This window comes from Rhizobium indicum (genome assembly GCF_005862305.2).
GTDB lineage: Bacteria > Pseudomonadota > Alphaproteobacteria > Rhizobiales > Rhizobiaceae > Rhizobium > Rhizobium indicum.
This window is the reverse complement of the sequence record NZ_CP054021.1, coordinates 4,343,112-4,366,558: the sequence shown is the minus strand read 5'-3', so window position 1 is coordinate 4,366,558 and position 23,447 is coordinate 4,343,112. Positions and strand designations below refer to the sequence as shown.

The following is a 23,447-nucleotide window of genomic DNA, read 5'->3' as shown; positions in this document are numbered from 1 at the left end:
ATCTCAACTCCAAGGCTGATAGGCTTGAAAATTAGGGTCCTCTAACCTTTGACCGGCGATATCTTCCGCCTCTAGCCAGATCGGCAGGTACATCGCGGGCTGCATGAGCTCTTCGACCACCTCGACGAGGGATAAGAAAGGAAGGAACTCTTCTTCCCAGCGGTCCGGGTGGTCTCTCACCCAATCGCCCTCGGCCTGCTCGAGGGAACTCCGCCAGATGATCAACCATGATAGGGATTCAGCGTCGATCGAGATCATCATTTTTTTGCATCGGAAGCAGTCGAGCGTATCGCAAATGGACTGGCCGGCGGACTTTTCATAAGGATCAGCGCAAGCTATGCCGATCCCGACGTCAATCGCTTCGGCGAGCCTCCGGTCAATCGTTTTGGGGTCTAACCCAATGTAAGCAGGGGAACCCGGGACCGCGTGTACTACAGCCGCTTCCAGAAGCTCTTTGAAATAGCGGAGCCGGACTTCGTGCATTAGCCGTAGCGGCAGTCGGTCATAATAGTGTCCGCTGACGCCTTCGGTATGTTGAGCCAGCGCAAGGGCAACGCCGAGCTTTCCGCCGCTGTCGATCGCGGCAAGGAGAAGCAACGTAGGTCTCCACATCTGCGGAGTTAAGGCAACCTGCTCAAGCCCTTCGATCGTCTTGCGCTGCTGTTCGAAGAACGTTCGAAGCCCATACTGATTGATCGGTTGTATCCGTGGCCCAACCTTCTGCAAAAACATCAGGCCTTTATGTTCTGGGGGAGCAACATCCCTAAGATACTTGCCCCACTTCAGTGCGACTTCCAAAGCAAGGCATTCATCAGACCTCACCTCGAAATAGTATATGATAGGCTTCCCTTTTGCCTTCGCCTTGAAGCCCACCACCCGGCGGTAGTTTTTGTCATTAGACGGTTGGTAGCATTTTTCCAGTAACCCGCGCCCAACCGGAAGGTTGACGCCCGACCCCTGGAAATATATCGACGCGCAAGCCAACATCAGGGCATTGGTCGGAAGCAGGTAGGCCTGAATCTCGCTGGATGGTGCAATTTCCTGATAGCGCTTCTTGAAAAACCAACTTGCCTCCTCGCCTTCGAGCGGAGCTTTCCTTTTGAACTTGTCCCGGACAAGCCTAAGAATGTTCTTCAAGGCTGTGCGGTCTTCTGTATCTGGGTTCGGGAAAAACTCTCTGATCAGGCGTGATCTTTCGCCCTGATTCAATTCACCGTCACAAAGACGGTCCCAATAAAGGTCCGGGTCCTCCCCAAGAGACGCGAGGCGGTCTCCCTCTTCCAGCGTCTGCACCCCCTCGGCGATCAGCGTGTTGAACCGCTCGTTGAAAAGACCCTGCCTCTTTTCAATCAGAGTGCGGGTGGCAGCCACCACTTCAAGGGGACCTTCTTTGCCGTTGATAAGGAAGTCCTGCTTCAGGGCCGCGTAGAAATTCTTGGAATCAACTCGATCGGCTTCCGCAAACAACGAGAGATTGTCGGAATTGGTGAAATTCTCGATGAACTCCATAAAGCCGTCGACTGTAGACTCGTGGCCTTCGACCAGCGTCGTAGCAACTTCTGCGAAAGACTTGATGGTGCCCGTGGGTGCCTTGCGTCGCTCATCAGGGATGCCACGAGCGAGCCATGGCACGAGACCGGTGACAGCGAGACTGCGGCTGAGATTGTTAACCGCCGAAACTAATCGAGGTTGGCTCTCCTCATCGACACTGTCTCTATACTGCATCAGCACATATAGCCAATCGACGTCCTTAACAGCTCCTCTGATGTGAATGTTGTTGGCTACAGCAGTTACTAGCTTGTCCTGATGCTTCAGCCAGGTGAACAGCTTCATAAGAGCGAGGTGGTATCGACCGGCCTCCGGTCCCTTCACTTCCGAATATGATTTTCGGAAAGACTCGGCCATTTTTTCAACGTAAGGCAGAGGATATCCGAGATCGCAGAGACCGCTAAATGCAAAGAACCGTCCTTCGATTTCGGCGCAAAGGGGATCAGCTCGAAGACGAGTAATGTTCTCATTCTCGAACAAAGCGATAAGGTCCAATGCCTCTTGATGGAGCCTGGGTATACCCAGCTCCTTGCGCAGGGCCTTTAGATTGGCTGTGCCGTATAGTTCGCGCGTGAACTTGCGGGTGGAATAGTGCAAAGTCCCATCGCGAAAGCCCTGATCGATAAAAGCACGCAGCTTGGCCAGCCTGTCGTTGGCATATCCGTCCGCTGTCCTGTCTTCAAATTCGCGAATGAGGTCCTGGTTTTTCGACACACAAGCTTGAGACAAGCCAAGCTGTCGAGCGAGCTCGGTCTGATTGACGAATCCGTGGTCAGTGTAAGGCACCAAGTTGAACGACGGAGCGCCGTCCAAAAATTGACGAATCCTCTCTCGCCCCCATGCGCCCTGACTGACATCGTCTAGGACCGCCTCCGGCCCCCTTGACGCCAGATGGGTGAGATCGCCGCTACCAGCCCGGCGAGTGCGGCCCTCCTTTTTGAATAACGATTTCGCAAGCAACTTCATATCCGCCGCCATCGAACAACACCGATGCCGGAAATCAGAAGTCAAATTCGTTAATTATTCGTTACACAGGAATCCTGGCCAATATAAAATCCGCAACATGAAAAATTCGACGCAGGACTAACCGCAGAAAGACTAACGCTCGGAGTCTTCTATTAAGTCAATACCGAATAGCATGGTTGAAGTCTTCCTTTTTTAGCAAAGCACGGAAATTAAAGACTTGGATGACGTCTTTGATTGCCAGCCCATTCGCCAGCATCCCGTGCTCGCGTTTCAAGGTAAAACATAAAGCTATACTGCGACATCTCCGGCTATTGGCGGATGAGGCTCGTACCCGGTAACGCTGAAATCTCCGATCGTGAAGTCGTTGATGTCGGAAGCCCGGCGGCTGATTGAGAGTTTGGGGAACGGCCGTGGATCACGGCTGAGCTGCTCCCGGACCTGTTCGAAATGGTTGGAATAGATGTGAACGTCGCCACCCGTCCAGACAAGTTCACCCACTTCCATGTCCACTTGCTGCGCAATCATGTGCAGTAGTGCGGCTTGCTGGCACACGTTAAAGGGCAGACCGAGGAAAAGGTCACAGGAACGCTGGAATACCATGAGATTCAATCGCGGGCGCGAGCCTATCCCCGAAACGTGGAATTGGTACACCATGTGACAAGGCGCGAGTGCCATTTTGGGCAGTTCGCCCACGTTCCAAGCGTGAAAAATGAGACGCCTGCTTGAGGGATTGACCTTTAGATCGTTGATGAGCGTGGCCACCTGATCATGGATCGTGCCGTCAGATGCCACCCACGCCCGCCACTGTTTCCCATATACTGGACCGAGATCGCCCCACTGCATAGCGAACCCTTCGTCGCCGAGGACACGCTGCTCGAAATCTAGCTGACTGATCTCTTCGCCCGTAGCCCGCCGGTACGCTGCTAGCGGCCAATCAGTCCATATCCTCACCCCCTCGGCAAGAAGCGGTCGTATATTCGTGCCTCCGGTGAGAAACCAGATCATCTCTTTGACCGCGAGCTTCCAATAGACCCTCTTCGTCGTGAATATTGGAAAATCACCCTCCGAGAGATCAAATCGCATCATAGCGCCAAGCGAACTGACAGTACCCACACCGGTCCGGTCCATCCGGCGGTCTCCGGAATCCAGAACACGCTGAAGGAGACCGAGATACTGACTTTCTGGATGACGGGTCATGGATTGCCCCAAGCGCTGTGGTTTAATTACTATCGCGTTAAGCTGTTTCGGCGAAGATACCGGTATCTTGACGATATGAGAATTATCGCTGATAATTCAATGAATTACTTGCGTGCTACCGGTCGACATTATGGGAAAGAACGGCACGCCGAGGAAGATATCGGCCGAGCGCTGGTAGAGCTGGCAGGAAAGCTTGCCGTCAGCCACATAGAACTGGAACAGGCAATGGCAGGGCGGCAGCGCCATTTCGTCCACTTCGGCCGGATTCCAGGCCGAAACGATGTGGCGGCGCGAATTCGGATTGTTGACGATGCCTTTGACGAGATTGGCGATCTGGTCGATATGGCCGCCGTCGGGCGCTGGCCAGGAGCGCCACTGGGCGCCGTAGACCGGCCCGAGATCGCCGTTTGCATCGGCCCATTCGTCCCAGATCGAAACGCCGTTCTCCTTGAGATAGCGGATATTCGTCTCGCCCTTCAGGAACCAGAGAAGCTCATGGATGATGGAGCGCAGATGCAGCTTCTTCGTGGTAAGGACGGGGAAGCCTTGTTCGAGGTCGAAGCGCATCTGGTAACCGAAGACCGAGCGCGTGCCGGTGCCGGTGCGGTCGCCCCGGTCGGAGCCCTTTTCCATCACATGATTCAAGAGATCGAGATATTGCTTCATGTCGCGCTGATTCCGTTTCGGCCAATTTAAGCCCTCGGAACCGGGAAACCAATCACCGGCGGGTATTTTCCCAATGTTTCTGATGGGTCGCATAACGCTTTTATGACGTTTGCCCTTTCCTTGGGCTGAGGAAACCACTATATCAGCCTTGCCGGCTTTCGGGTCGGCTATGGCGATAAATGAGCGGTGTAATAAACCTATTGGACCCGGGGGCGGTACCCGGCGCCTCCACCAAAAACCGGCGGCCTCAAAGGCCGGCTTTTGATGGGGGCGAAACAGGATCGACAAGGGTGTAAAGATCGTCTTTTTGCTCGGCATTGTACCGCCGTTATCGGGCTAAAATTGTAGTTGCAAACGACAACTATGCGGAAGCTCGTCTCGCTGCTTAATCGCGGTGTGACACTTCAAATAAAGTCCTAGTGGTTCGCACCTCTAGGCGGGGTCCGAAGGCACCTGGCAACAGAAGCCTTCACCTTCTCCCTGCCGCCGAAATCATGTATGTTGCTTAAAAACGTGACTCGGCTCCGGTCTTTCCCAAGGCGCCCGGACGTGGCATACAACCTTGTGAAAAGACTCCGAACCGACGAAAGACAGGAAAAGCATGGGGCAGGATCATATCCGCTACGACATTCTGGCACAGGATGCACTTCGCGGCGTCATCCGCAAGGTATTGGCGGAAGTCGGAGCGACGGGCCGTCTGCCCGGTGATCATCACTTCTTCATCACCTTCCTCACGGGCGCCACCGGCGTGCGCATCTCCCAGCACCTGAAGTCGAAATACCCCGAGCAGATGACCATCGTCATCCAGCACCAGTTCTGGGACATGAAGATCACCGAGACGCATTTCGAGATCGGTCTTTCCTTCTCAGACGTTCCGGAAAAGCTGGTCATTCCATTCAATGCGATCCGCGGCTTCTACGATCCCTCCGTCAACTTCGAGCTCGAATTCGACGTACCGCTCGCCGATGGCGAGGAATTGCCGTCCGGAGAAATCACCGCCTATCCGGTAGATGCGGCCGGAAAACCCGATGACGCCGCAGGCGCAAAACCCGCCGACGGCGAGGAGAAGAAACCGGGCTCCGTCGTCTCGCTCGACTCCTTCCGCAAGAAGCAGTGATTTGAAGGGAGGCCAAGCCTCCCTTTTTCGTGAGGGTCCAGGCAACCGCATGAGCGCCGAAATCACCAATCTGCGCCAGTTCCGCAAGAAGCAGGCCCGCTCCGAAAAGGAGAAGCAGGCCGAGCAGAACCGCATCTCCTTCGGCCGCACCAAGACCGAGAAACAGCTGACCCGCAGCCTGACCGACAAGGCCGACAAGGCCCATCGCGACGGCCGGATCGAGACGGATGACGACGGCGCGTGACGCTTTCACGCAAAGCGTGAAAAGCTGGAATGGATTCTGCGATCAGCCACTTGCGCCCTTTCCTTGAATCGATCTGCCAACCCACGCTTAATTTGATAGAACGTCCTGAGCGCGTCGTCTCGGGCGCCCGTGCTCTATCTGGATGTGAAGGCCTCATGATTCGCAAGCATTCGGCGACATTGCACGGCCATCGCACCAGTTTCTCGCTGGAGGATGAGTTCTGGACCGAGCTGAAGACGATTGCCGCAGCCCGTTCGATACCGCTCGCCGCCCTGATCTCCGAAATCGACGACCACCGCCCACCGGACAGCAACCTGTCTTCGGCGCTGCGCTTGCATGTGCTTTCCTGGATAAAGGCCGGCGGCGGCCACCAGCCTTGATGTGTGCTGCTCAAAATTGCGTAGCGATTTGGGGCGACATCAATGAAAACAAAGACCTGAAGCGTCTTGCATGAATCAAATTCTATGCGCTTTCACTGCGCCTGAACGCCCGGCAACTGATCAAAATTGAGCGGACCGGGCTGCGCTTGCCCGCTGCGCCGTGCTGCTTCCGCCTCGGCAGCGGCCCTCGCCTGCGCATCCGCATCCGCCTTCGCTTTGGCTTCCGCCGCGCGTGCGGCCTCCGCCTCCGCAGCAGCCTTCTCAGCGGCTGCTTTCTGCGCCAGCGCGCGCAGCCGCTCTTCCTCCGCCTGCCGCTGTTGCTCGATCTCGGCCGCCTTGATGCGCTCGGCGTCGTTGAACCGGTAGAGCGCCACCTCGCGGCGCAGCCGCTGTTTTTCGAGCACAATCGCCTGCAGCCGCTCGACGCGCCGACGCTCGCGCTCGAAGGCGCGCAGCGACAGATAGCTGGTGATATCGGTCACATCCATCGTCTTGCCGGGCGACGGCAGCATGCCGGAAAAATTCAGCCGGAGCGCCGGCTCGGCGCCGGAAAGCGTTTCTGTGCCGGGATTGAACCCGACACCCAGCGTCGCGCTGATCCGCTCTTCCGGTAGCGCGATTTGCGCATCGGCGGTGATGCGGGCGAGATCGTTGGCGACGGTGACATTCTGCACCCTCAGCGTCCCGTCGGCGATGTTGAAGGGGATGCCGAGCGGCGGCAGCTTCGCCTCGCCGTTGCTGAGCAGCGTCTCGATGATCGGATGCACCTTGCCGGCATTGATCTGCTCCTGCATCGTATCGGTCGCGGCAAGCAGCGGCGGAAGGATGGCAAGGTTCAACCCGCGTATGCTGGTATCGCCGAGCCTCAGTTCGCCCGAACCATTGAGCGAGCTGGCGATCTCGCCGATCGTCTTGCCTGAGGCCTCCATCGACAGCGACAATCCGAACTTGCCGTTGGCGATCGGCGCGCCGTCGCGCAGCCAGACGACGCCGGAAAGATCGGAATCGGCAAGCGCAAGCTTCGTCTGCAGGAAACCGGTGCCGCTGGCATTGGTGAAGAGCAGGTTGCCGGAGAGCTTTCCACCGTCCCAGTTGCCGGCCATGTCGTTGAGCTGCAGCTCGTCGCCCTTGTAGGCAACATTGCTGGTGAAGTCCGACACCGCCGTTTCCGGCAGGCCGGGCCAGAACTGCTTGGCCGCCAGCTTCACATTGACGTCGAGATCCTTGAAGATGGGCAGCCCCAGCGCCGCCGTCGTCAGCTGACCGTTGGCGGGATCGACGATCTGGCCGAACACCGCCTCGCCGAGCCAGCCGGCATCGGCCTTGGAGAGTGTCAGCCCGCCGCTCGCGGTCGTCTTCGCAGCCTTCCGGTCGAAGGTTAGCGCACCGGAAAATTCGTTGTCGGCCGCATGTCCCTTGAGATCGGAAAAGACGATCTTGTCGCTGTCGACGGTGGCATTGACCTGCAGGCCGAACGGCAGCCCGGTTCCGGTCTGCGGCAGAGCGATGCCGTTCATGATGAGATAGGGGTCGATATCGGCGCTGTCGAGCGAAAGCGCGATCTGGCCGTTCATGAAGGTCTCCGGCCGGACATCGACCTTGCCGTTGGCCATGAACGAGGTCCGATCGGTCGCAAAGGTCAGCGCCGCGTCGGCGGGATCATTGCCCGATGCCTTCACTTTCAGCGTCAGCCGGCCATTGGCGCCGACATCGACCGGCAGCGGGTCGAGCCCGGCCTGGCCGAACAGGACTGATGGCACGGCGTTTTCGAGCGTCGCCTCAAGGCTCGTCGTGCCGTTGCCGGTCAGCGCCAGGAGGTCGGACATGCGGTAATCGAGATTGACGCGGCTGCCGTTCGCCACGCCGGCAAGCGTCACCGTCAGCGCATTGCCCTCGTCGCCGCCGAGCGTCAGCGCGCCGCGAAGCGCCGTATTGCCGTACCAGCCGGCATTGCGCACCAGCCGGTCGAGCACCGGGTGATGCGGCAGGTGCTCGCGCAGCATGGTGAAGAAGCCGCCGGGATCGGCCGATTTGAAGGTGATCTCGCCCGCACCCTTGTAATCGAGCAGCGAGCCTTCCGCCCTGCCCGTCGCCGTCAGCTCGGCGCCGGCGATATTCTTGATCGACAGCCGATCGACGGCGAGCGCCCCATCGGCGATCGTAAACGTGGTCTCGACATTCTCGGCACTGACGCCGAAGGCGGTGAACTTGTCGGCCTTGAGCTGGGCGGCGATCTTGTGGTCGAGCACGTTGTCGCCGGCATCCTGGCCGGTCATCAGCCCGCTCAGCGCCTGCAGCGCGTCAAGATCGAGCGTATCGCCGTTCAGCGCCACCGATAGCGTCGGCGTCTGGCCGGAGATCGCCTGGCGCTCCAGCCGGCCCTTCAGCGTCGCCGGTCCGATGGCGACCTCGAGATTTTCAAAACGCTGCAATTCGTGCGTCAGGCTGACATTGGCGGAAAAGCCCGCCTGCCGTAATTGCCGGATGGCCGGATCGACCGAGCCGGCTAGCCAGGAGGCAAGCCCCGTCGGCTGGCTGGAGGCCACCAGGATCTGGCCGTTGAACGAAGGCTCGCCCTGAAGCAGGAGCTTGCCCTTGCCCTCCACCTGCGTGCGCCCCGGCAGCGTGCCGGTGACGCTGTCGATCAGCCAGCCGGTGCCGGCCGGTTCGAGCTCCAGCTGTACGTCGCGCAGCGTCGTATCGCCGGCGACGATCGCCGGCAGCTTGACGCTCGCCTTGCCCGGCACCTGCGGGATCGGCACCTGCGCGACGATATCGATCAGCGAATTCAGCCTCTGGCGCGCCGAAACAGCGGGATCCCGTGTCGTCTTGCCGGCCGAGCCCTGATTGCCGATGCGGTTGACATCGATCTGCTGGCCGTCGGCGGTCAACAGGAATTCCGGCGCATTGCCGGTATCGAGCGTCGCCTCGCCGGTTATGACATAGGGGTCGTCCGTCGGGCCGATCTCCATCCTGTATTCGGGAATCCGAATGCGTTCATTGGTGAGCTCGAAGCGGCCCTTGACGCGCGGCGGCTGCTCTTTCTTGTTGGCGGGCTTGGCGCTGTTGCGGATCTCGACCGCGGCCGAAAGCTGGCCCTGATAGTTCGGCTTGCTGTCGACGAGCTTCAGCTCGCCGTCGAGATCGACGCTGACAGGGTGCTTGTCCGGCGAAAGCCTTGTGCGCATGCGCAGCACGCCCTTCTCGTCCGGCTGACTGCTCGAGATCGAGAAGCCGCCGTGCTCGCCGTCGAGCGCGGCGTCGCCCTCGATGCGCCAGGGACCAGCCAGCGACTTTGCCGACATTTCCGCGTTGAGGCCGGTGATGCGACGCGAGCGACCCGACTGATCGTCGATGAATTCGACCTCGCCGCCGCTGACATGCACGTTTTCGAGAACGACGGTCCTTGCCGGTATTTCCGCGCGGCTGCCACGCATCCAGTCGAGAGTGCCGTCCTTGAGCAATCTCAAGCGCACCTTCGGATTGACGACGCGCATGTCGAAGATCAGCGCTTCGCCCGACAGGAAAGGCGCGAGCTCCGCATCCATGGAGAACTGCTCGACCTTGACGATCGGCGTGCCGTCAGCTTCCTGGCCGACGCGCACGTCATGCAGCGTCACCGACGGGAACGGCAGCAGGCGCGCATCCACCGTGCCGTAGACGGTGACCTTCTTGCCGATGATGCGGCTTGCCTGATCCTCGAAATTCTTGCGGAAATCCGTCCAGTCGATGAACAGCGGCGCAAGCAGCGCCACAAACAGCACTACGACGATCACTCCCCCCAGAAAGACGAGGAACCGGCCTACCAATGCAAAGCGTCTCCATTCGGGATTCTGTTGCCGACACTAGAGCATGATGCCGAAAAGTGTGAGCGGTTTTCGGACGACATCATGCTCTAACTCTTTAATTGAGAACAGGATTCAGATTTCAGGGCGAGCCGGCCTACCATCATCTTGTTCTAGCGCTATTCATGCCGGGGGCAAGACCCAACTTCATGAGAAGGTTTCGTTTTCAGCCATGGTGGAAAATCTTGCCGGGATTGAAGATATCGTCCGGATCGAGCGCCTGTTTCACCTGTCGCATCAGATCCACCGCGCCGCCGAGCTCCTGTTCCAGAAACGCCATCTTGCCCTGTCCGACCCCGTGTTCACCGGTGCATGTTCCGTCCATTGCGAGCGCCCGCCGGTTGAGCCGTTGCACGAAAGCCTCGGCCACGGCGACGCCTTCGGTGCTCTTGTCATCAAACAACAGCAGCACATGGAAGTTCCCATCGCCGGCATGGCCGACGATCGGCCCCAGCAGCCCATGCTCCTCGATATCCGCCTGCGTTTCGGAAACACAATCGGCAAGCCTCGATATCGGAACACAAACATCGGTCGAAAGTGCGGCAAGCCCGGGCGCCAGCGCCCTTGCAGCCCAATAGGCGTCGTGGCGCGCCTTCCAGAGCTTCGTCCGCTCCTCGGCATTGGCGGTCCATAGGAATTCGCCGCCGCCGCATTCGGCGGCGATCTCGGCAAACGCTGCCGATTGCAGCGGCACGGTCTCGTCGGTGCCGTGGAATTCGAGGAACAGCGTCGGGCTTTCGGCATAGGAAAGCTTGGAATAGGCGTTGCAGGCCCGCATCTGTACCGTGTCGAGCAACTCGATACGCGCCACCGGAATGCCCATCTGGATCGTCATGATGACGGCATCGCAGGCGGCCTTGATGCTCGGAAAAGCACAGGCCCCTCCGGCAATCTTCTGCGGGATCGCCTGCAGGCGCAGCGTCACCGAGGTCAGGATGCCAAGCGTGCCCTCGGCGCCGACGAAGAGCCGCGTCAGATCGTAGCCCGCCGAAGATTTACGGGCGCGCCGGGCTGTGCGGATCTCCTCGCCATTGGCGGTGACGGCGGTGACGGCAAGCACATTGTCCTTCATCGTTCCGTAGCGCACGGCATTGGTGCCGGAGGCCCGCGTCGAAGCCATGCCGCCGATCGAAGCGTTGGCGCCGGGATCGATCGGGAAGAACAGACCGGTATCGCGCAGGTGGATGTTCAGCGCCTCGCGTGTCACCCCCGGTTCGACGGTGCAGTCGAGATCTTCGGGATTGACCTCGAGCACCCGGTTCATGCGGCTGAAATCGATCGAAATACCGCCATTGGCAGCATTGACCTGCCCCTCCAGCGAGGTGCCGACACCGAAACCGATCACCGGCACCTTGTGGGTCGCACAGGCTCTGACCGCCGCTTTCACATCCTCGGCGCTCTCAGCGAAAAGCACCCCGTCGGGCAGTTGCGGCGGGATATAGGTGGTCGTATGCGCATGCTGTTCGCGGAAGGACTGGCCGGTCTGGAAACGCTCGCCGAAGCTCTGCTTCAGAATGCCGAGCACCGCGGCAATTCCAGCCTCGTTGCGTGTGCCAGCCTTCGCGTCCTTCAGCGCCATCCCTTTGACCTCCCTGCCATTCCGCAGAAACCATATCGTGTTCCGCAGGCTACAGCGCCGCGCGTCTTTTCAGCCGCGCAAAGGACGCTGTAGGACTCTAGAATTGCTGCATAATTTCATCCTTAAATCGATTCCGATTTAAGGAATTATGCAGCAGGCTGGGTATGCGGCAAGTCAAAGCGGCTGTCCAGTTAAGATTGGCAGAAGATTTCATTCCCACTTTGTTATAGGCCGGCTGCTATAGACAAATCCGCCGTCCCCGGCGTCTCATACGATCGGCGGATTGAGCCGGGCAAAGCCCTCCTGCCGCCGATAGGGGAAATAGGGATAGGGCGCCGTGACAGTGCTGACGGCGTCGAGCCTTTCGACCTGCTCCTTCGACAAGCTCCAACCGACCGCATCAAGGTTCTGCCGAAGCTGTTCCTCGTTGCGGGCGCCGATGATGACGCTCGATACAGTCGGCCGGTTAAGCAGCCAGTTGATGGCGATCTGCGGCACCGTCCGGCCAGTCTCGCCTGCGATGGCGTCCAGCACTTCAACGATGTCGAACAGCTTCTCGTCGTCGACGGGTGGGCCGTATTGCGCCGTCTCGTGCAGCCGGCTTGCCTCAGGCAACGGTTGGCCGCGGCGGATCTTGCCGGTCAGCCGTCCCCAGGCAAGCGGGCTCCAGACGAGGGCGCCCACACCCTGGTCGGCGCCGAGCGGCATCAGCTCCCATTCGTAATCGCGCCCTGCCAGCGAATAATAGACCTGATGGGCGACATAACGCGGATAGCCGTGGCGCTCGGCGGCGGCGAGCGACTTCATCAATTCCCAGCCGGCAAAATTGGAAACGCCGACATAGCGGATCTTGCCTGCTGCAACGAGCCCATCGAGCGTTGACAGCACCTCCTCGACCGGCGTCGAGGCATCGAAAGCATGAAGCTGCAGCAGGTCGATATAGTCGATCCCGAGCCGGCGCAGCGCATCCTCGGTCGCGCGGATCAACCGCGCCCGCGACGTTCCCCACTCCTGCGGCCCCTCGCCCATCGGCAGCGCCGTCTTCGTTGAGATCAGCACAGCGTCGCGCCGGCCACGGATCGCCTGGCCAAGCACCTCTTCGGACGCGCCGGCGGAATAGACGTCGGCCGTGTCGAAGAGATTGACGCCGGCTTCCAGGCAGATGTCGATGAGCCGCCGCGCTTCCTCGGCATCGGTATTGCCCCAGGCGCCGAACAGCGGCCCGCTGCCGCCGAATGTGCCCGCGCCGAAGCTCAAGACCGGCACTCTGAGGCCGGAGGCGCCGAGATTTCTGTAGTCCATGGATCTGTCTCCTGTGTTTCCTATGAGATAGACCCCGGGCATTCGATGATATAGAGTGCCTACAAGCAAATCATCTGTGACTTGAATTCATCATGAGCCGTCAGGACATCAACCGCTCCGGCGAAATGGAAGTCTTCGTCAGCGTCGTTGAGCGCGGCGGCTTTTCCGCCGCCGCCACGGCCCGGCGCATGACGCCGTCCGCCGTCAGCAAGCTCGTCGCCCGGCTGGAGACACGCCTCGGCGCCCGCCTCCTCAACCGTTCGACCCGCAGGCTGCAGCTGACGCCGGAAGGCTGTGCCTTCTACGAGCGCAGCATCACCATCCTTGCCGATATCGCCGAAGCTGAACGTCAGGCATCGACAGGCGAACAGGCCTCAGGCCGCATCCGCATCAACACCAGCGGCTCGTTCGGCAACCATGTGCTGGCGCCGCTCGTGCCTGCCTTCATGGCGCTGCATCCGGCCGTGACGCTGGATATTTCCCATACCGACAGGATGGTCGACCTGATGGAGGAGCACGCCGATGTCGCAATCCGCGCCGGCCCCTTAAAGAATTCCAGCCTGATCGCCCGCAAGCTCGGCGCCACCGGCAAGATCATCGTCGCATCGCCGGATTATCTCTCGCGTCACGGCAAACCACGCTCGATCGCCGATCTCCGTCGCCATTGCCGCATCGGCTTTTCCTACACCCGCGCCATCGAGGGCTGGCTGCTGCGCGAAGGTGGCGAAACGGTAACGATCCCGATCACCCCGGGCCTGCAGGTGGGAGACGGTGAAGCCATGCGCCACCTCGCCTTATCAGGCGCCGGTCTTGCCCGGCTCGCCGCCTTCACCGTGCGCGCCGATATCGATGCCGGCCGCCTAGTGCCGGTGCTCGAAGAGGCCAATCCCGGCGATATCGAGGAGTTCTACGCCGTCTATATGGGCCAGGGCGGTCCGCTGCCGGCACGCGTACGCGCACTGCTCGATTTTCTCGCCAGCCATGTGCGTTTCTGACCGTACCGCGCCCAAAACCGTGCAGCGACGTAGGAGGGCGACATACACAAAAACAATGACTTAAAGCGGCTGCATGAATCAAATTCGCATGTTAAGACGCCGAGAAGCCAAATTTGGCAATTGACCGCTCGCCTTCCACCCGCCTATACCGAACCCGCGCCAGCCGGCTCCTGCAGCCGGCCTTTCTTCGTCATGCCGGAGCCCCTCCCATCTTCAGCCTCAGGGCTTGGCGCCGGCCAGGAAAGACACGGGGATCATGTCACTCAGCGACGCAAGCCGCCTGCTGCGGGATGCCGGCCTGCCGAAATGGGCGCTGCTATTGGCACTTTCGACCGCCCTCGTCGTCTTCCTCGAACTCTTCGCTTTGCCGGCCTCGCTGCTGATCGGGCCGATGGTCGCGGCAATCGCACTGGCGTTGACCGTCGGCAAGGGAAAGCTTCGCGTGCCCTTCTGGCCGCTGCAGTTCGGCCAGGTCCTCGTCGGCCTGATGATGGCGCGCACCATCACCCCTGACATTCTCGGCACGATGGCGAAGGACGCACCGCTCTTCCTGCTGTTCATCTTCTCGGTCATCGCCATCGCCACCGGCCTCGGCTGGCTTTTGACGCGCTGGCAGGTGCTGCCTGGGACGACCGCGGTCTGGGGTTCCTCGCCGGGCGGCGCCTCCGCCATGGTCATCATGTCGGAAGCCTATGGCGCCGATGCCCGTCTCGTCGCCTTCATGCAGTATCTGCGCGTCGTCTTCGTTGCCGTCGGCGCGTCTGTGATCTCGCGCCTGTGGGTGGCAGCCGACGGCGCCGAACCGCCGCCGCTCGTCCTCTTTCCCGAGATCGACTGGCCAGCCTTTGCATCGACGATGGCTTTTACCGCCTTTTGTGCCTATGGCGTCCGGCGCCTGCGCCTCCAAGGCGGCACGATCATCGTGCCGCTCTTTCTTGGCGCCTTGCTGCAGGGCATGGGCCTTCTGAAAATTGAGTTACCGATGTGGCTGCTCGCCATCGCTTATGCACTGGTCGGCTGGAGCATCGGCCTGCGTTTCACCCGCTCGATCCTCAAGCACGTGGCGCGCGCCCTGCCGAGGGTATCGGCCTGCATCGTGCTGCTGATGGCGCTCTGCGGCTGCATGGCGGTGGCGCTTCACGTCTTCGCAGGCATAGATCCGCTGACCGCCTATCTCGCCACCAGCCCCGGCGGCGCCGATTCCGTCGCCATCATCGCCGCCTCCAGCGATGTCGACGTGCCCTTCGTCATGGCAATGCAGACCGGCCGTTTCCTGGTGATCCTGATGATCGGCCCGATGCTCGCGCGTTTCATCGCCCGCCGTTCCGGCCTTGCGGAAAATCCCGTCTAGAGCGGTTCAGCTTTTCATGGAAACGCAGAACCGCTCTAAGTTTTTGTTTTTACGCAATTCCGGACGGAAAACCGCTTCACACTTTTCCTGGAATTGCTCTAGTGCCCTGCTTGGGGTTGTGCGCGAGCGCTACCCATTGGCCGGGCGTCATGCCGTAGGCCTTCTTGAAATGGCGGTTGAGATGGCTCTGGTCGGCAAAGCCGGTCGCCGCCGCCACATCGGAAATCCCCTCGCCCGCGCCGATCATCGCCCGGGCCCGCTGCAGCCGCCGCATCAGAAGGTAGCGATGCGGGCTGGTGGCGAAGGCCGCCCGGAAATGCCGCGCCAGCGCGAAACGATCGAGACCCGTCACCGCCTCAAGCTCGCCGGAATTCACTGCCCGGGTCGCATGCGCCTCGAGATAATCCCGTGCCGCCCGCGCTTGCCGCCAGGCGACCAGGCCCAGCGGCCGGCGAGGCATACGCGCATGCCGTGACAGCCCGCCCGTCACCTGAGATACGAAATCGTCGACGAAAAGCGCGTCTAGTTCGCGGTCGAGTTCGCCGAGTGCTGCCAGCAGCACGCCTGCTAGCGCAGGATCGCCGATCACGGGTTCATCGACAAAAGGCAGGCCGACGCCATCCGCCTTCAGGCATTCGAGAAGCAGCGATGGCTCCAGATAGAGCATGCGGTATTGCAGCCCATCCTCCGTCCCCGCCCCGCCGTCATGCTCTTCGTCGGGATGTAGCACGATCACCTGCCCCGGCAGGCTGAAGCGCCGCTCGCCACGATAGCGGAAGGTCTGAACCCCCTTCAGAGTCACGCCGAGTGCATAGGTGTCGTGCCGATGCGGCTCGAAAGCATTGCCTGAGAACTGCGCCTCGATGCGCTCGATGCCGGGAAAGGCTGGCGCAGCCAGGATGGCGTTGCCGGATGGTCCCGCGCACAAACGTTCAAGACCTTCGAAGACCTGCGGATGTAAGTCCTGGTTCAACGCGCCCGATACTCCATAACCCGTAGATAGGTGAAAGACCGTCCGATGTTTGATACCAAAATTGCCGTCGTCCTGCGAAACAATCTTGCCGGCTGGCAGAAGCTGAACGTCACCGCCTTCCTGATGACAGGCATCGCCGGCCGGCATCCCGAGATCATCGGTGAAGCCTACAGGGATCGCGCCGGCAATCTCTACACCCCCCTATCGATCCAGCCGATCATCGTGCTCTCCGCCGACGAGGCGACCATATCAGCCGTTCACCGCCGCGCGCTGGAGCGCGATATCACCAGCTCGCTGTTCATCGAGGAGATGTTTGCGACCGGCCACGACGCGGCCAACCGCGCCGTCTTCGCAGAATTTGCGCCCGAAGACGCCAAGGTGGTCGGCATCGCCCTGCGCGCCGAAAAGAAGATCGTCGACAAGATCACCAAGGGCGCAACGATGCAGCACTGACGAAAAAGGCCGGGCGTGACCCGGCCTTTCCGCAAACGGTATGAGCCAGAATCAGCCCTGTGTAATCGGCGCGATCTGGATCTCGACGCGGCGGTTCTGTGCGCGGCCGGCCTCGCTCGCATTGGAGGCGACAGGTTGGGACGGGCCGAAACCGACGGCGGAGACGCGGCGCTGGTCGATGCCCTGGCCGCCGAGATAATCGGCAACCGAAAGTGCACGGCGCTGCGACAGGTCCTGATTATGCTGCAGGCTGCCGGTCGAATCCGTATGGCCGTTGACGTCGATCAGCGTGCGGTTGAACTTGCGCAGTACGATCGCCACCGAATTCAGCGTCGGATAGAAGCCCGGCTTCACCGCGTCCTGATCGACATCGAAGGTGATGTTCGACGGCATGTTGAGGATGATGTTGTCGCCGTTGCGGGTCACCGAAATGCCGGTGCCTTCGAGCTGGGCGCGAAGCTCAGATTCCTGCTGGTCCATGTAGTTGCCGATCGCACCGCCGGCGAGAGCCCCGACGCCTGCGCCGATCAACGCCGCATTACGCTTGCCGTGGCCACCGCCTCCGACAGCCACGCCGACGAGAGCACCGCCCAGCGCGCCGAGCGCCGCGCCGCCGGCCGTATTGGAAACCTTCTGTTCACCGGTATAGGGATCGGTCGTCGTGCAGGCGCTGAGATAGCTTGCGGCAATAGCGAGAAGTATGAATTTTTTGATCATGGACAGGACGGTCTCCGTTCGACTGATGCGAGCAAATGGCAAGGATTGCGGCAAGAAAATGAAGATGCTCTCCTGATAGGGCAAATTCGGACGTCGAAACACAGCCATGTTGCGGGAATGCGCTGATATCACCAGTTTTAGCCGATGACTGCTCCTGCGCCTCCATAGGTATAAAGCCGTGCCTGCCATTGCGGTTTTCAGGCCGATGGTGCCGTTCATTACGATTGCCGTTATCGACTGACGTCTCCGTAACGCGTGTTGGAGCGCCCACTTCTCCTCCCTCATTCCTGTGCTCGTCACAGCAATCCAGCCACCGCGCGTCCGCGCGGTGAATGGCTCAATGTTGCGATTGAAAAAGTCTATCGCGCCCAAGGGCTTGGGCGCACTGGATTCCTGTGACGAGCACAGGAATGAGGGAAAGTGGGGTCGCCCTCTTAGACGTTCTGGAAGAGCTGCCGCATGGTGTCGTAAGTGGCGTTGGCGATGTTCAGCGACTGCAGGCCGAGCTGCTGCTGCGTCTGCAACGCCCGCAGCCTGCTCGACTCCTCCTCCATGTCGGCATCGACAAGCCGGCCGATGCCGGCGGTGATGTTGTCGTGCAGTTTCGTGGCGAAGTCGTTCTGCAGGTTGATGCGCTTTTCCAGCGCGCCGAAGGCCGAACCGACCGTCGTCAGTTGCGTCAGCGCGGCATCGACGACGCTGATCATCTGGCCGATCTGGCCCTGCGTCGTGCTTGATGTCACCGAGATCACCACCTGCCCGGTGGTGGTGCCGTTCTTGCTCGTCATCAGCACGTAATTTTGCGCAGCACCAAGTTCGGTGGCGAAATAGGCCGATGTCAGCACCCCGTATTCGCCGGAACCGGTGGCCCGGTCGTCGATCAAGTAGCGCGCGTCCTTGGAGGTCGTCGCCCCGACGGGCGTGTTGTCGATATGGTAGCTCAGCATGCCGATCGAGATCGTGCCGTCGGCGTTGCGGATGAACGAGGCCGGGATCTGGCGCGGCTGCGTCGGCGTCGCATCGTTGGTGAGGACCACCCAGTTGTCGCTGTTGAAGGTCGCCGATTCCGAAACGCTGCGCAGTTGCTCCTGCAGCTGTTTGATCTCTTCGTTGATCTTGTTCTTGTCGATGCCGTCTTCGGTTGCGGCAACCAGCTTTGCCTTGATTTCGGAGACGACGTCGATGACGCTCTGAACGCCGGTATAGGCCGTTCCCATCGTCGCTGCGGCCATGCCGAGCGCATCCTGGATGGCCGAAACCGCTTTATTGTCGGTCCGCGCGGTGGTGGCGATCGACCAGTAGACGGCATTGTCGCTGGCTTTTGCGACACGCATACCCGTCGTGATGTGGTTTTGCGTGACCGTCATATTCCGATTGATATCGCGCAGCACATAAAGCGCCGCATCCACGGAGACGCGCTGATAAATACTCACGGGACTAAACTCCAAAACACAACAGACGCAAACTGAACTAAAAATGAACCGTGCCGCACGGACGTTCATGTCCGGGGTCGCTGAAACTCCAGCGCATCGCAGCCTTCAAGAAACGAAGAAGACCAGTCGGTTACTGGTCACAATCATTGCCGTTTATGCTTAACAAACGACTAAACTTCAGAAGTAATTTAGCTAATTTTGCAAGGTTTCATACACCAAAAAAAACGCAGCCGGACGAGGTTGGCCGGCGGCGTTTCGCAATCGGATAAAACCTTATTCGGCGGCCTGCAGCTGCTCGTCGTCGGGTGCGGCGCGCGGCCGTGTGGCGACCGACATTTCTTCGTGCAGGCGCGCTTCCTCGTGGGCGTGCGGCTTGGCGAAGCGGGCAAGCAGCAGATAGGCGACCGGCGTGATGAACAGCGTCACCAGCGTCGCGAAACCGAGGCCGCCGACAATCACCCAGCCGAGCGCAACGCGTGCTTCGGCACCGGCGCCATGAGCAAAGACCAGCGGCACGCCGCCGAGGATGGTGGCGATCATCGTCATCATCACGGGGCGAAGGCGCAGCGCGCAGGCCTTCTCGATAGAGGACCGCACATCCTCGCCCCGGTCGCGCAGCTGATTGGCGAATTCGACGATCAGGATACCGTTCTTCGCCATGACGCCGACGAGCAGCACCAGGCCGATCTGACTGTAGATGTTGAGGCTGGAGCCGGTGATAACAAGTGCGAAGACGGCGCAGGCAAGACCAAGCGGCACCGTCGACATGATGATCAGCGAGGACAGCACGCTTTCGAACTGCGCGGCCAGCACCAGGAAGATGATGACGATGGCGAAGCCGAAGGTCAGCGCCATGCCGCTCGAATTCTCTTCGAGCGTCGCCGCCTCGGCGAGCGGCAACAGGCGGGAGCCTGGCGGCAGCAGCGGCTCGGCGAGCGCAGTCACTTGGCTGACGGCATCGCCGAGCGACATGCCGTTCCTGAGGCCGGCGGTGATCGCCACGGAGGCGAGCTGCTGCTCGCGGTTGAGCTGCGGCGCGACCGAACCTTCCTTCATCGTGGCGATGACCGACATCGGTACGATCTTGCCGTCGCCGGTCTTCAGGAACACGTTCTCAAGGTCGGTCGGATCGTCGATCGGCCGCGTCGTCGAGGTCAGAAGCACAGGATAGGATTCGCCGTCGACGAAGACGTCGACCACCGATCGCCCTTCGAGCAGCGATTGGATTGCCGTCGAAAGCCCGGTTATGTCGATGCCGAGATCCGAGGCGCGCTCGCGATCGATCGCGACCGATACCTGCGCCTGGCTGGGCTCGTTGGTCAGGCGCGGCGTATCATACTGGCCGGTGGCCTCGAGCGACTGAACCAGCTTGGCGGCTGCCGCCGTCAGCGCCTCGTGATCATTGCCGATCAGCGCCATCTGCAGACCACTGCCGGCGCCGCGGATGCGAAGGCTGTTCGAGGAAATAGCATTGCCGCGCAGGGCCGGCACCCTGGAGGCTGCCTGGTTGATATCGCCGACGATCTCCGTCTGCGTCCTGTCACGCTCTCCCCAGGGAGCGAGCGTCAGCACCATGAAGCCGCTGTTCAGCGAACCGCCCTGCCCGGAGATCGAAAAGATATTGCGGATGTCGCCGCTGTCGACCAACGGCTGCAGATATTCTTCGACGAGTTGCATCTTGTCGCGGGTATATTCGAGGCTCGATCCCTGCGGCGTCGTCAGCCGCATCATCACCAGCGACCGGTCCTCTTCGGGCGTCAGCTCGCTCTTCACCGTCGAGAAAGCGATGAGTGCCGCACCGGCAAAGATCACCGAGAACAGGATGACGACGAAGGGCGCGTTGAGACAGCCGTGCAGCGCCCATTTGTAGAGATCGGCGAGCGCCCCGCCGAAGCGGCCGAGCATGCCGTGATCTTCCAGCATCGGCTTGGTCAGCATGCGCGAGGCGAGCATCGGACACAGCGTCAGCGCCACGATCGACGACAGCCCGACCGAGAAGGCGAGCACGAAGCCGAATTCGCGGAAGAGGCCACCGACCTGTCCCGGCAAGAATGAGAGCGGAATGAACACCGCCGCCAGCGTCGCCGTCGTGGCGACGACGGCGAAGAACACCTCGCGCGTTCCGAGCACGGCGGCAGCGCGCGGCCCCATGCCTTCGGAGCGCCGGCGTACGATATTTTCGAGCACCACGATCGCATCGTCGACGACGAGGCCGGTCGCCAGTACGATTGCGAGCAGCGTCAGGATGTTGATCGAGAAGCCGACCATGTAGATCGCCGCCAGCGTGCCGATCAGCGCCACCGGCATGCTGACCGCCGGGATCAGTGTCGCCCGCCAGTCGCGCAGGAAGAGGTAGATGACGGCGGTGACGATGACGGCGGCGAGCACCAGCGCCAGCACCACCTCGTGGATCGCACCCTGGATGAAGACGGCGTCGTCGCTGGTGATGGCGATCGTCGTGCCCTCGGGCAGCGTCTTCGACAGCTGGTCGACGGCGGCCTTGATGCCGGTCGAGATGTTCAGCGTATTCGATTGCGCCTGGCGGATGATGCCGAGGCCGATGCCCGGCTTGCCGTTGGAGCGCAGCGCCGTTTCGCCGTCGCGTGGTCCAAGCATCACCGTCGCGACGTCACCGAGCCGGACGCGGTCCTGCAGGATGACGTTGGAAAAATCCGCCGGGGTCTGCAGGTTGGCGGTGGCGCGCACCACGATATCCTGCGTATTGCTCTTCAGCGAGCCGGCCGGCACGTCGAGTGCGGCATTGTCGAGTGCCTTCGTCAGGTCGCCGATGGTCAGCCCGCGGCTGGCAAGAGCCCCCTGGTCGACATCGACGCGGAAGACCTTCTCCTGGTCGCCATATTCCTCGACGTCGGCAACCCCGTCGACGGAGGCGAGGCGATCGATCACCTCGTTTTCGACGAGCTGGGTCAGATCGTCCATGTTGAGATTGGTGGAGGTGACGGCAAGGCGCATGATCGCCGAGGAATCCGAATCCGCCTTGACGATCTGCGGCGCATCCGCTTCGTCGGGCAGGTTCTGGGTAATGCGGCCGATCGCGTCGCGCACGTCGTTGGCGGCGACCGAGAGATCGATCGCATCCGAGAATTCCAGCGTCACCCGGCTCTGACCGAAGGACGAGGTCGACGAAATCGATTTCAGGCCGCTGACGCGCGCGACCGCCCCCTCGATCACCTTGGTCAGTTCCTGGTCGATCGTCTGCGGCGATGCGCCGTCGAAGGTGGTGCGCACGGTGACGACGGGACGGTCGACATCGGGCAGTTCGCGCACCTCGACGCCGACATAGGCGGCAAGGCCGGCAACGACCATCAGCGTGTTGAACACCAGCGCCAGGATCGGTCGACGAACGAAAAGTGCAGTGAAGCTCTGCTTGCCCGACGCCCGGTCCTGATGAATTTCGGTCACGTTCATTGGGTGGCGACCTCCGCAGTCGCGGCGACATCGGCGCTCACGCGCACCGCCCCACCCTCACGCACGCGTTGCAGTCCCTGTGTGACGATCACGTCGCCATCCTCGAGATCGGCTTTGACGAGCACGAAATCCGGGTTGCGCTGCACGATGCTGACCCGCACCTTATGCGACTTGTCGTCGTTGACCTGCCAGACGAAGGAGCCCTGCGAATCCCACTGCACGGAGACCGGGTCGACAGCCGGATATTTGTCGCCAGGAAATTTCATGCTGACACTGAAGGACATGCCGGCACGCAGCTCGTCCGAACTGTTGTCGATCCGGGCGCGTAGGCGCAGCGTGCGGCTTGCCGCGTCGATGCGGTTGTCGACGGCTTCGACCAAGCCCGAAAACACCTGCCCCGGCCTTGCCACAGACATCGCCTCGACCGGCTGGCCGACCGACACCGTATTGGCGAAGCGCTCCGGCACCCAGTAGTCGACAAGGATTTCCGAACGGTCGTCAAGAGTGACGATCGGGATGCTCGTCGTGACGTTGTCGCCGATATTGACCGGCACGATGCCGACGATGCCGTCGATCGGCGCGGTGATGTTGCGCCGGGCGAGATTGAGCTCGGCGGCCTGCAGCTGCAGCCGCGCGCCCTGCTCGGCGATCTCCGAATCGAACACGTCCATGCGCGACACGCTGGACTTGATGTTGTGATAGAGATTCGACTTCTCGACGGCGGCCTTGACCGCCACATCAGCCTGGCCGCGGGCGATCACCTGCTCCTCGCTGTCGAGCTTGGCCAGCACCTGGCCGGCCGTCACCCTATCGCCCGACTTGATGAGAATTTCGCGGATCGTGCCGGATGCCTGCGGCGTGACCGCAACCGAACGGATCGCGTCACCCGTGCCGATGGCGTTCAGCCGGTCGTTGACGATCCCTTGGACGACGGCCTGCGTCGCGACGAGAATGGTGTTGTTGCGCCCGCCGCCATTGCGGCGGTTCTGTCCCTGCCCTTGTCCCTCGCCACGCTGCCCTTGCGCCCGGGCGGGAGCGTCGGCATCGGCCGTCTCCCCGGCCTTCGGCGCGATCTTGGAAACGATGCTGTCTGGAATGCCTGCATCGCGCATCGTATCGCCGGCGCCGGGCACGAAGAAAACCCACGCGGCAAAGCCGGCAATAATGACGATGAGCGAAAGTACAAACTGCTTCCAAAAGGCCATTCACGTCTCCGGAGGGACTCGAGGTTGGACCAGGGTCGGTCGAAAGA

General features: G+C 61.0%; 16 protein-coding genes, 1 other RNA gene and 1 pseudogene. 7 read left to right on the top strand and 11 right to left on the bottom strand.

Annotated elements, in window-relative coordinates; genetic code table 11:
- Positions 1-3: 3 nt before the first annotated feature.
- The 3 genes and pseudogenes from FFM53_RS21140 to FFM53_RS21130 all read right to left on the bottom strand — a co-directional run.
- Entirely contained in the window at positions 4-2,526 is a 2,523-nt protein-coding gene (locus FFM53_RS21140) for a hypothetical protein (RefSeq protein ID WP_138387103.1), read from the bottom strand.
- 276 nt (positions 2,527-2,802) lie between these two features.
- The gene (locus FFM53_RS21135; protein WP_138387102.1) at positions 2,803-3,711 is read right to left on the bottom strand and encodes a thymidylate synthase; all 909 of its coding nucleotides are present in this window, start codon (positions 3,709-3,711) and stop codon (positions 2,803-2,805) included.
- A 138-nt stretch (positions 3,712-3,849) separates the two neighbouring features.
- Positions 3,850-4,377: pseudogene (locus FFM53_RS21130) on the bottom strand (thymidylate synthase); the annotation flags it as partial.
- A gap of 111 nt (positions 4,378-4,488) precedes the next feature.
- Here FFM53_RS21130 and ssrA point away from each other — a divergent pair.
- From ssrA to FFM53_RS21110, 4 genes are all read left to right on the top strand, one after another.
- Positions 4,489-4,851: a transfer-messenger RNA gene (ssrA, locus tag FFM53_RS21125) on the top strand.
- Positions 4,852-4,978: 127 nt separating this feature from the next.
- A complete protein-coding gene (locus FFM53_RS21120; protein ID WP_138387101.1) occupies positions 4,979-5,494 on the top strand; it encodes an SspB family protein in 516 nt (171 codons plus the stop codon).
- A 49-nt stretch (positions 5,495-5,543) separates the two neighbouring features.
- Positions 5,544-5,738, top strand: coding sequence for a DUF4169 family protein (locus FFM53_RS21115; RefSeq protein WP_138387100.1), 195 nt, complete (start codon positions 5,544-5,546; stop codon positions 5,736-5,738).
- A gap of 155 nt (positions 5,739-5,893) precedes the next feature.
- Complete coding sequence (locus FFM53_RS21110; protein ID WP_138387487.1) at positions 5,894-6,118, top strand: ribbon-helix-helix domain-containing protein; 225 nt, start codon at positions 5,894-5,896, stop codon at positions 6,116-6,118.
- 92 nt (positions 6,119-6,210) lie between these two features.
- Here FFM53_RS21110 and FFM53_RS21105 read toward each other — a convergent pair whose 3' ends face one another.
- From FFM53_RS21105 to FFM53_RS21095, 3 genes are all read right to left on the bottom strand, one after another.
- On the bottom strand, positions 6,211-9,927 hold the full coding sequence (locus tag FFM53_RS21105) for an AsmA family protein (RefSeq protein ID WP_138387099.1): 3,717 nt from the start codon (positions 9,925-9,927) through the stop codon (positions 6,211-6,213).
- Between the two features lie 202 nt (positions 9,928-10,129).
- Positions 10,130-11,542 carry an FAD-binding oxidoreductase gene (locus FFM53_RS21100; RefSeq protein WP_138387098.1) on the bottom strand — a complete coding sequence of 471 codons (1,413 nt, stop codon included), beginning with the start codon at positions 11,540-11,542 and terminating at the stop codon, positions 10,130-10,132.
- A 267-nt stretch (positions 11,543-11,809) separates the two neighbouring features.
- On the bottom strand, positions 11,810-12,844 hold the full coding sequence (locus tag FFM53_RS21095; protein WP_138387097.1) for an aldo/keto reductase: 1,035 nt from the start codon (positions 12,842-12,844) through the stop codon (positions 11,810-11,812).
- Positions 12,845-12,936: 92 nt separating this feature from the next.
- Between FFM53_RS21095 and FFM53_RS21090 the strand changes: the two genes are divergently transcribed.
- Both FFM53_RS21090 and FFM53_RS21085 read left to right on the top strand, forming a co-directional pair.
- Positions 12,937-13,839 (top strand): LysR family transcriptional regulator, encoded by a 903-nt coding sequence (locus FFM53_RS21090; RefSeq protein WP_138387096.1) that lies wholly within the window; start codon positions 12,937-12,939, stop codon positions 13,837-13,839.
- A gap of 256 nt (positions 13,840-14,095) precedes the next feature.
- The gene (locus FFM53_RS21085; RefSeq protein WP_138387095.1) at positions 14,096-15,190 is read left to right on the top strand and encodes an AbrB family transcriptional regulator; all 1,095 of its coding nucleotides are present in this window, start codon (positions 14,096-14,098) and stop codon (positions 15,188-15,190) included.
- Positions 15,191-15,266: 76 nt separating this feature from the next.
- Here FFM53_RS21085 and FFM53_RS21080 read toward each other — a convergent pair whose 3' ends face one another.
- Positions 15,267-16,163: an AraC family transcriptional regulator gene (locus FFM53_RS21080; protein ID WP_138387094.1), complete on the bottom strand. Its 897-nt coding sequence runs from the start codon at positions 16,161-16,163 to the stop codon at positions 15,267-15,269.
- A 45-nt stretch (positions 16,164-16,208) separates the two neighbouring features.
- Between FFM53_RS21080 and FFM53_RS21075 the strand changes: the two genes are divergently transcribed.
- Positions 16,209-16,616: a DUF2000 family protein gene (locus FFM53_RS21075; protein ID WP_138387093.1), complete on the top strand. Its 408-nt coding sequence runs from the start codon at positions 16,209-16,211 to the stop codon at positions 16,614-16,616.
- A gap of 51 nt (positions 16,617-16,667) precedes the next feature.
- Here the strand turns inward: FFM53_RS21075 and FFM53_RS21070 are convergent, their stop codons facing one another.
- The 4 genes from FFM53_RS21070 to FFM53_RS21055 all read right to left on the bottom strand — a co-directional run bounded on the left by FFM53_RS21070 (position 16,668) and on the right by FFM53_RS21055 (position 23,400).
- Complete coding sequence (locus tag FFM53_RS21070; protein WP_003541337.1) at positions 16,668-17,333, bottom strand: YiaD family glycine zipper/OmpA-like lipoprotein; 666 nt, start codon at positions 17,331-17,333, stop codon at positions 16,668-16,670.
- A gap of 434 nt (positions 17,334-17,767) precedes the next feature.
- Positions 17,768-18,766: a flagellin N-terminal helical domain-containing protein gene (locus tag FFM53_RS21065; RefSeq protein ID WP_138387092.1), complete on the bottom strand. Its 999-nt coding sequence runs from the start codon at positions 18,764-18,766 to the stop codon at positions 17,768-17,770.
- Positions 18,767-19,039: 273 nt separating this feature from the next.
- Positions 19,040-22,195, bottom strand: a complete 3,156-nt coding sequence (locus tag FFM53_RS21060; protein ID WP_138387091.1) for an efflux RND transporter permease subunit — start codon at positions 22,193-22,195, stop codon at positions 19,040-19,042.
- Entirely contained in the window at positions 22,192-23,400 is a 1,209-nt protein-coding gene (locus FFM53_RS21055; RefSeq protein WP_138387090.1) for an efflux RND transporter periplasmic adaptor subunit, read from the bottom strand. Before FFM53_RS21055 ends, FFM53_RS21060 begins: the two co-directional genes overlap by 4 nt.
- Positions 23,401-23,447 lie beyond the last annotated feature (47 nt).

What these genes read in the sequence shown, in the direction of transcription:
- FFM53_RS21140 (WP_138387103.1), bottom strand. Translation starts at nt 2,526, where the DNA reads ATGGCGGCGGATATGAAGTTGCTTGCGAAATCGTTATTCAAAAAGGAG.
- FFM53_RS21135 (WP_138387102.1), bottom strand. Translation starts at nt 3,711, where the DNA reads ATGACCCGTCATCCAGAAAGTCAGTATCTCGGTCTCCTTCAGCGTGTT.
- FFM53_RS21120 (WP_138387101.1), top strand. Translation starts at nt 4,979, where the DNA reads ATGGGGCAGGATCATATCCGCTACGACATTCTGGCACAGGATGCACTT.
- FFM53_RS21115 (WP_138387100.1), top strand. Translation starts at nt 5,544, where the DNA reads ATGAGCGCCGAAATCACCAATCTGCGCCAGTTCCGCAAGAAGCAGGCC.
- FFM53_RS21110 (WP_138387487.1), top strand. Translation starts at nt 5,894, where the DNA reads ATGATTCGCAAGCATTCGGCGACATTGCACGGCCATCGCACCAGTTTC.
- FFM53_RS21100 (WP_138387098.1), bottom strand. Translation starts at nt 11,542, where the DNA reads ATGGCGCTGAAGGACGCGAAGGCTGGCACACGCAACGAGGCTGGAATT.
- FFM53_RS21095 (WP_138387097.1), bottom strand. Translation starts at nt 12,844, where the DNA reads ATGGACTACAGAAATCTCGGCGCCTCCGGCCTCAGAGTGCCGGTCTTG.
- FFM53_RS21090 (WP_138387096.1), top strand. Translation starts at nt 12,937, where the DNA reads ATGAGCCGTCAGGACATCAACCGCTCCGGCGAAATGGAAGTCTTCGTC.
- FFM53_RS21085 (WP_138387095.1), top strand. Translation starts at nt 14,096, where the DNA reads ATGTCACTCAGCGACGCAAGCCGCCTGCTGCGGGATGCCGGCCTGCCG.
- FFM53_RS21075 (WP_138387093.1), top strand. Translation starts at nt 16,209, where the DNA reads ATGTTTGATACCAAAATTGCCGTCGTCCTGCGAAACAATCTTGCCGGC.
- FFM53_RS21070 (WP_003541337.1), bottom strand. Translation starts at nt 17,333, where the DNA reads ATGATCAAAAAATTCATACTTCTCGCTATTGCCGCAAGCTATCTCAGC.
- FFM53_RS21060 (WP_138387091.1), bottom strand. Translation starts at nt 22,195, where the DNA reads ATGAACGTGACCGAAATTCATCAGGACCGGGCGTCGGGCAAGCAGAGC.
- FFM53_RS21055 (WP_138387090.1), bottom strand. Translation starts at nt 23,400, where the DNA reads ATGGCCTTTTGGAAGCAGTTTGTACTTTCGCTCATCGTCATTATTGCC.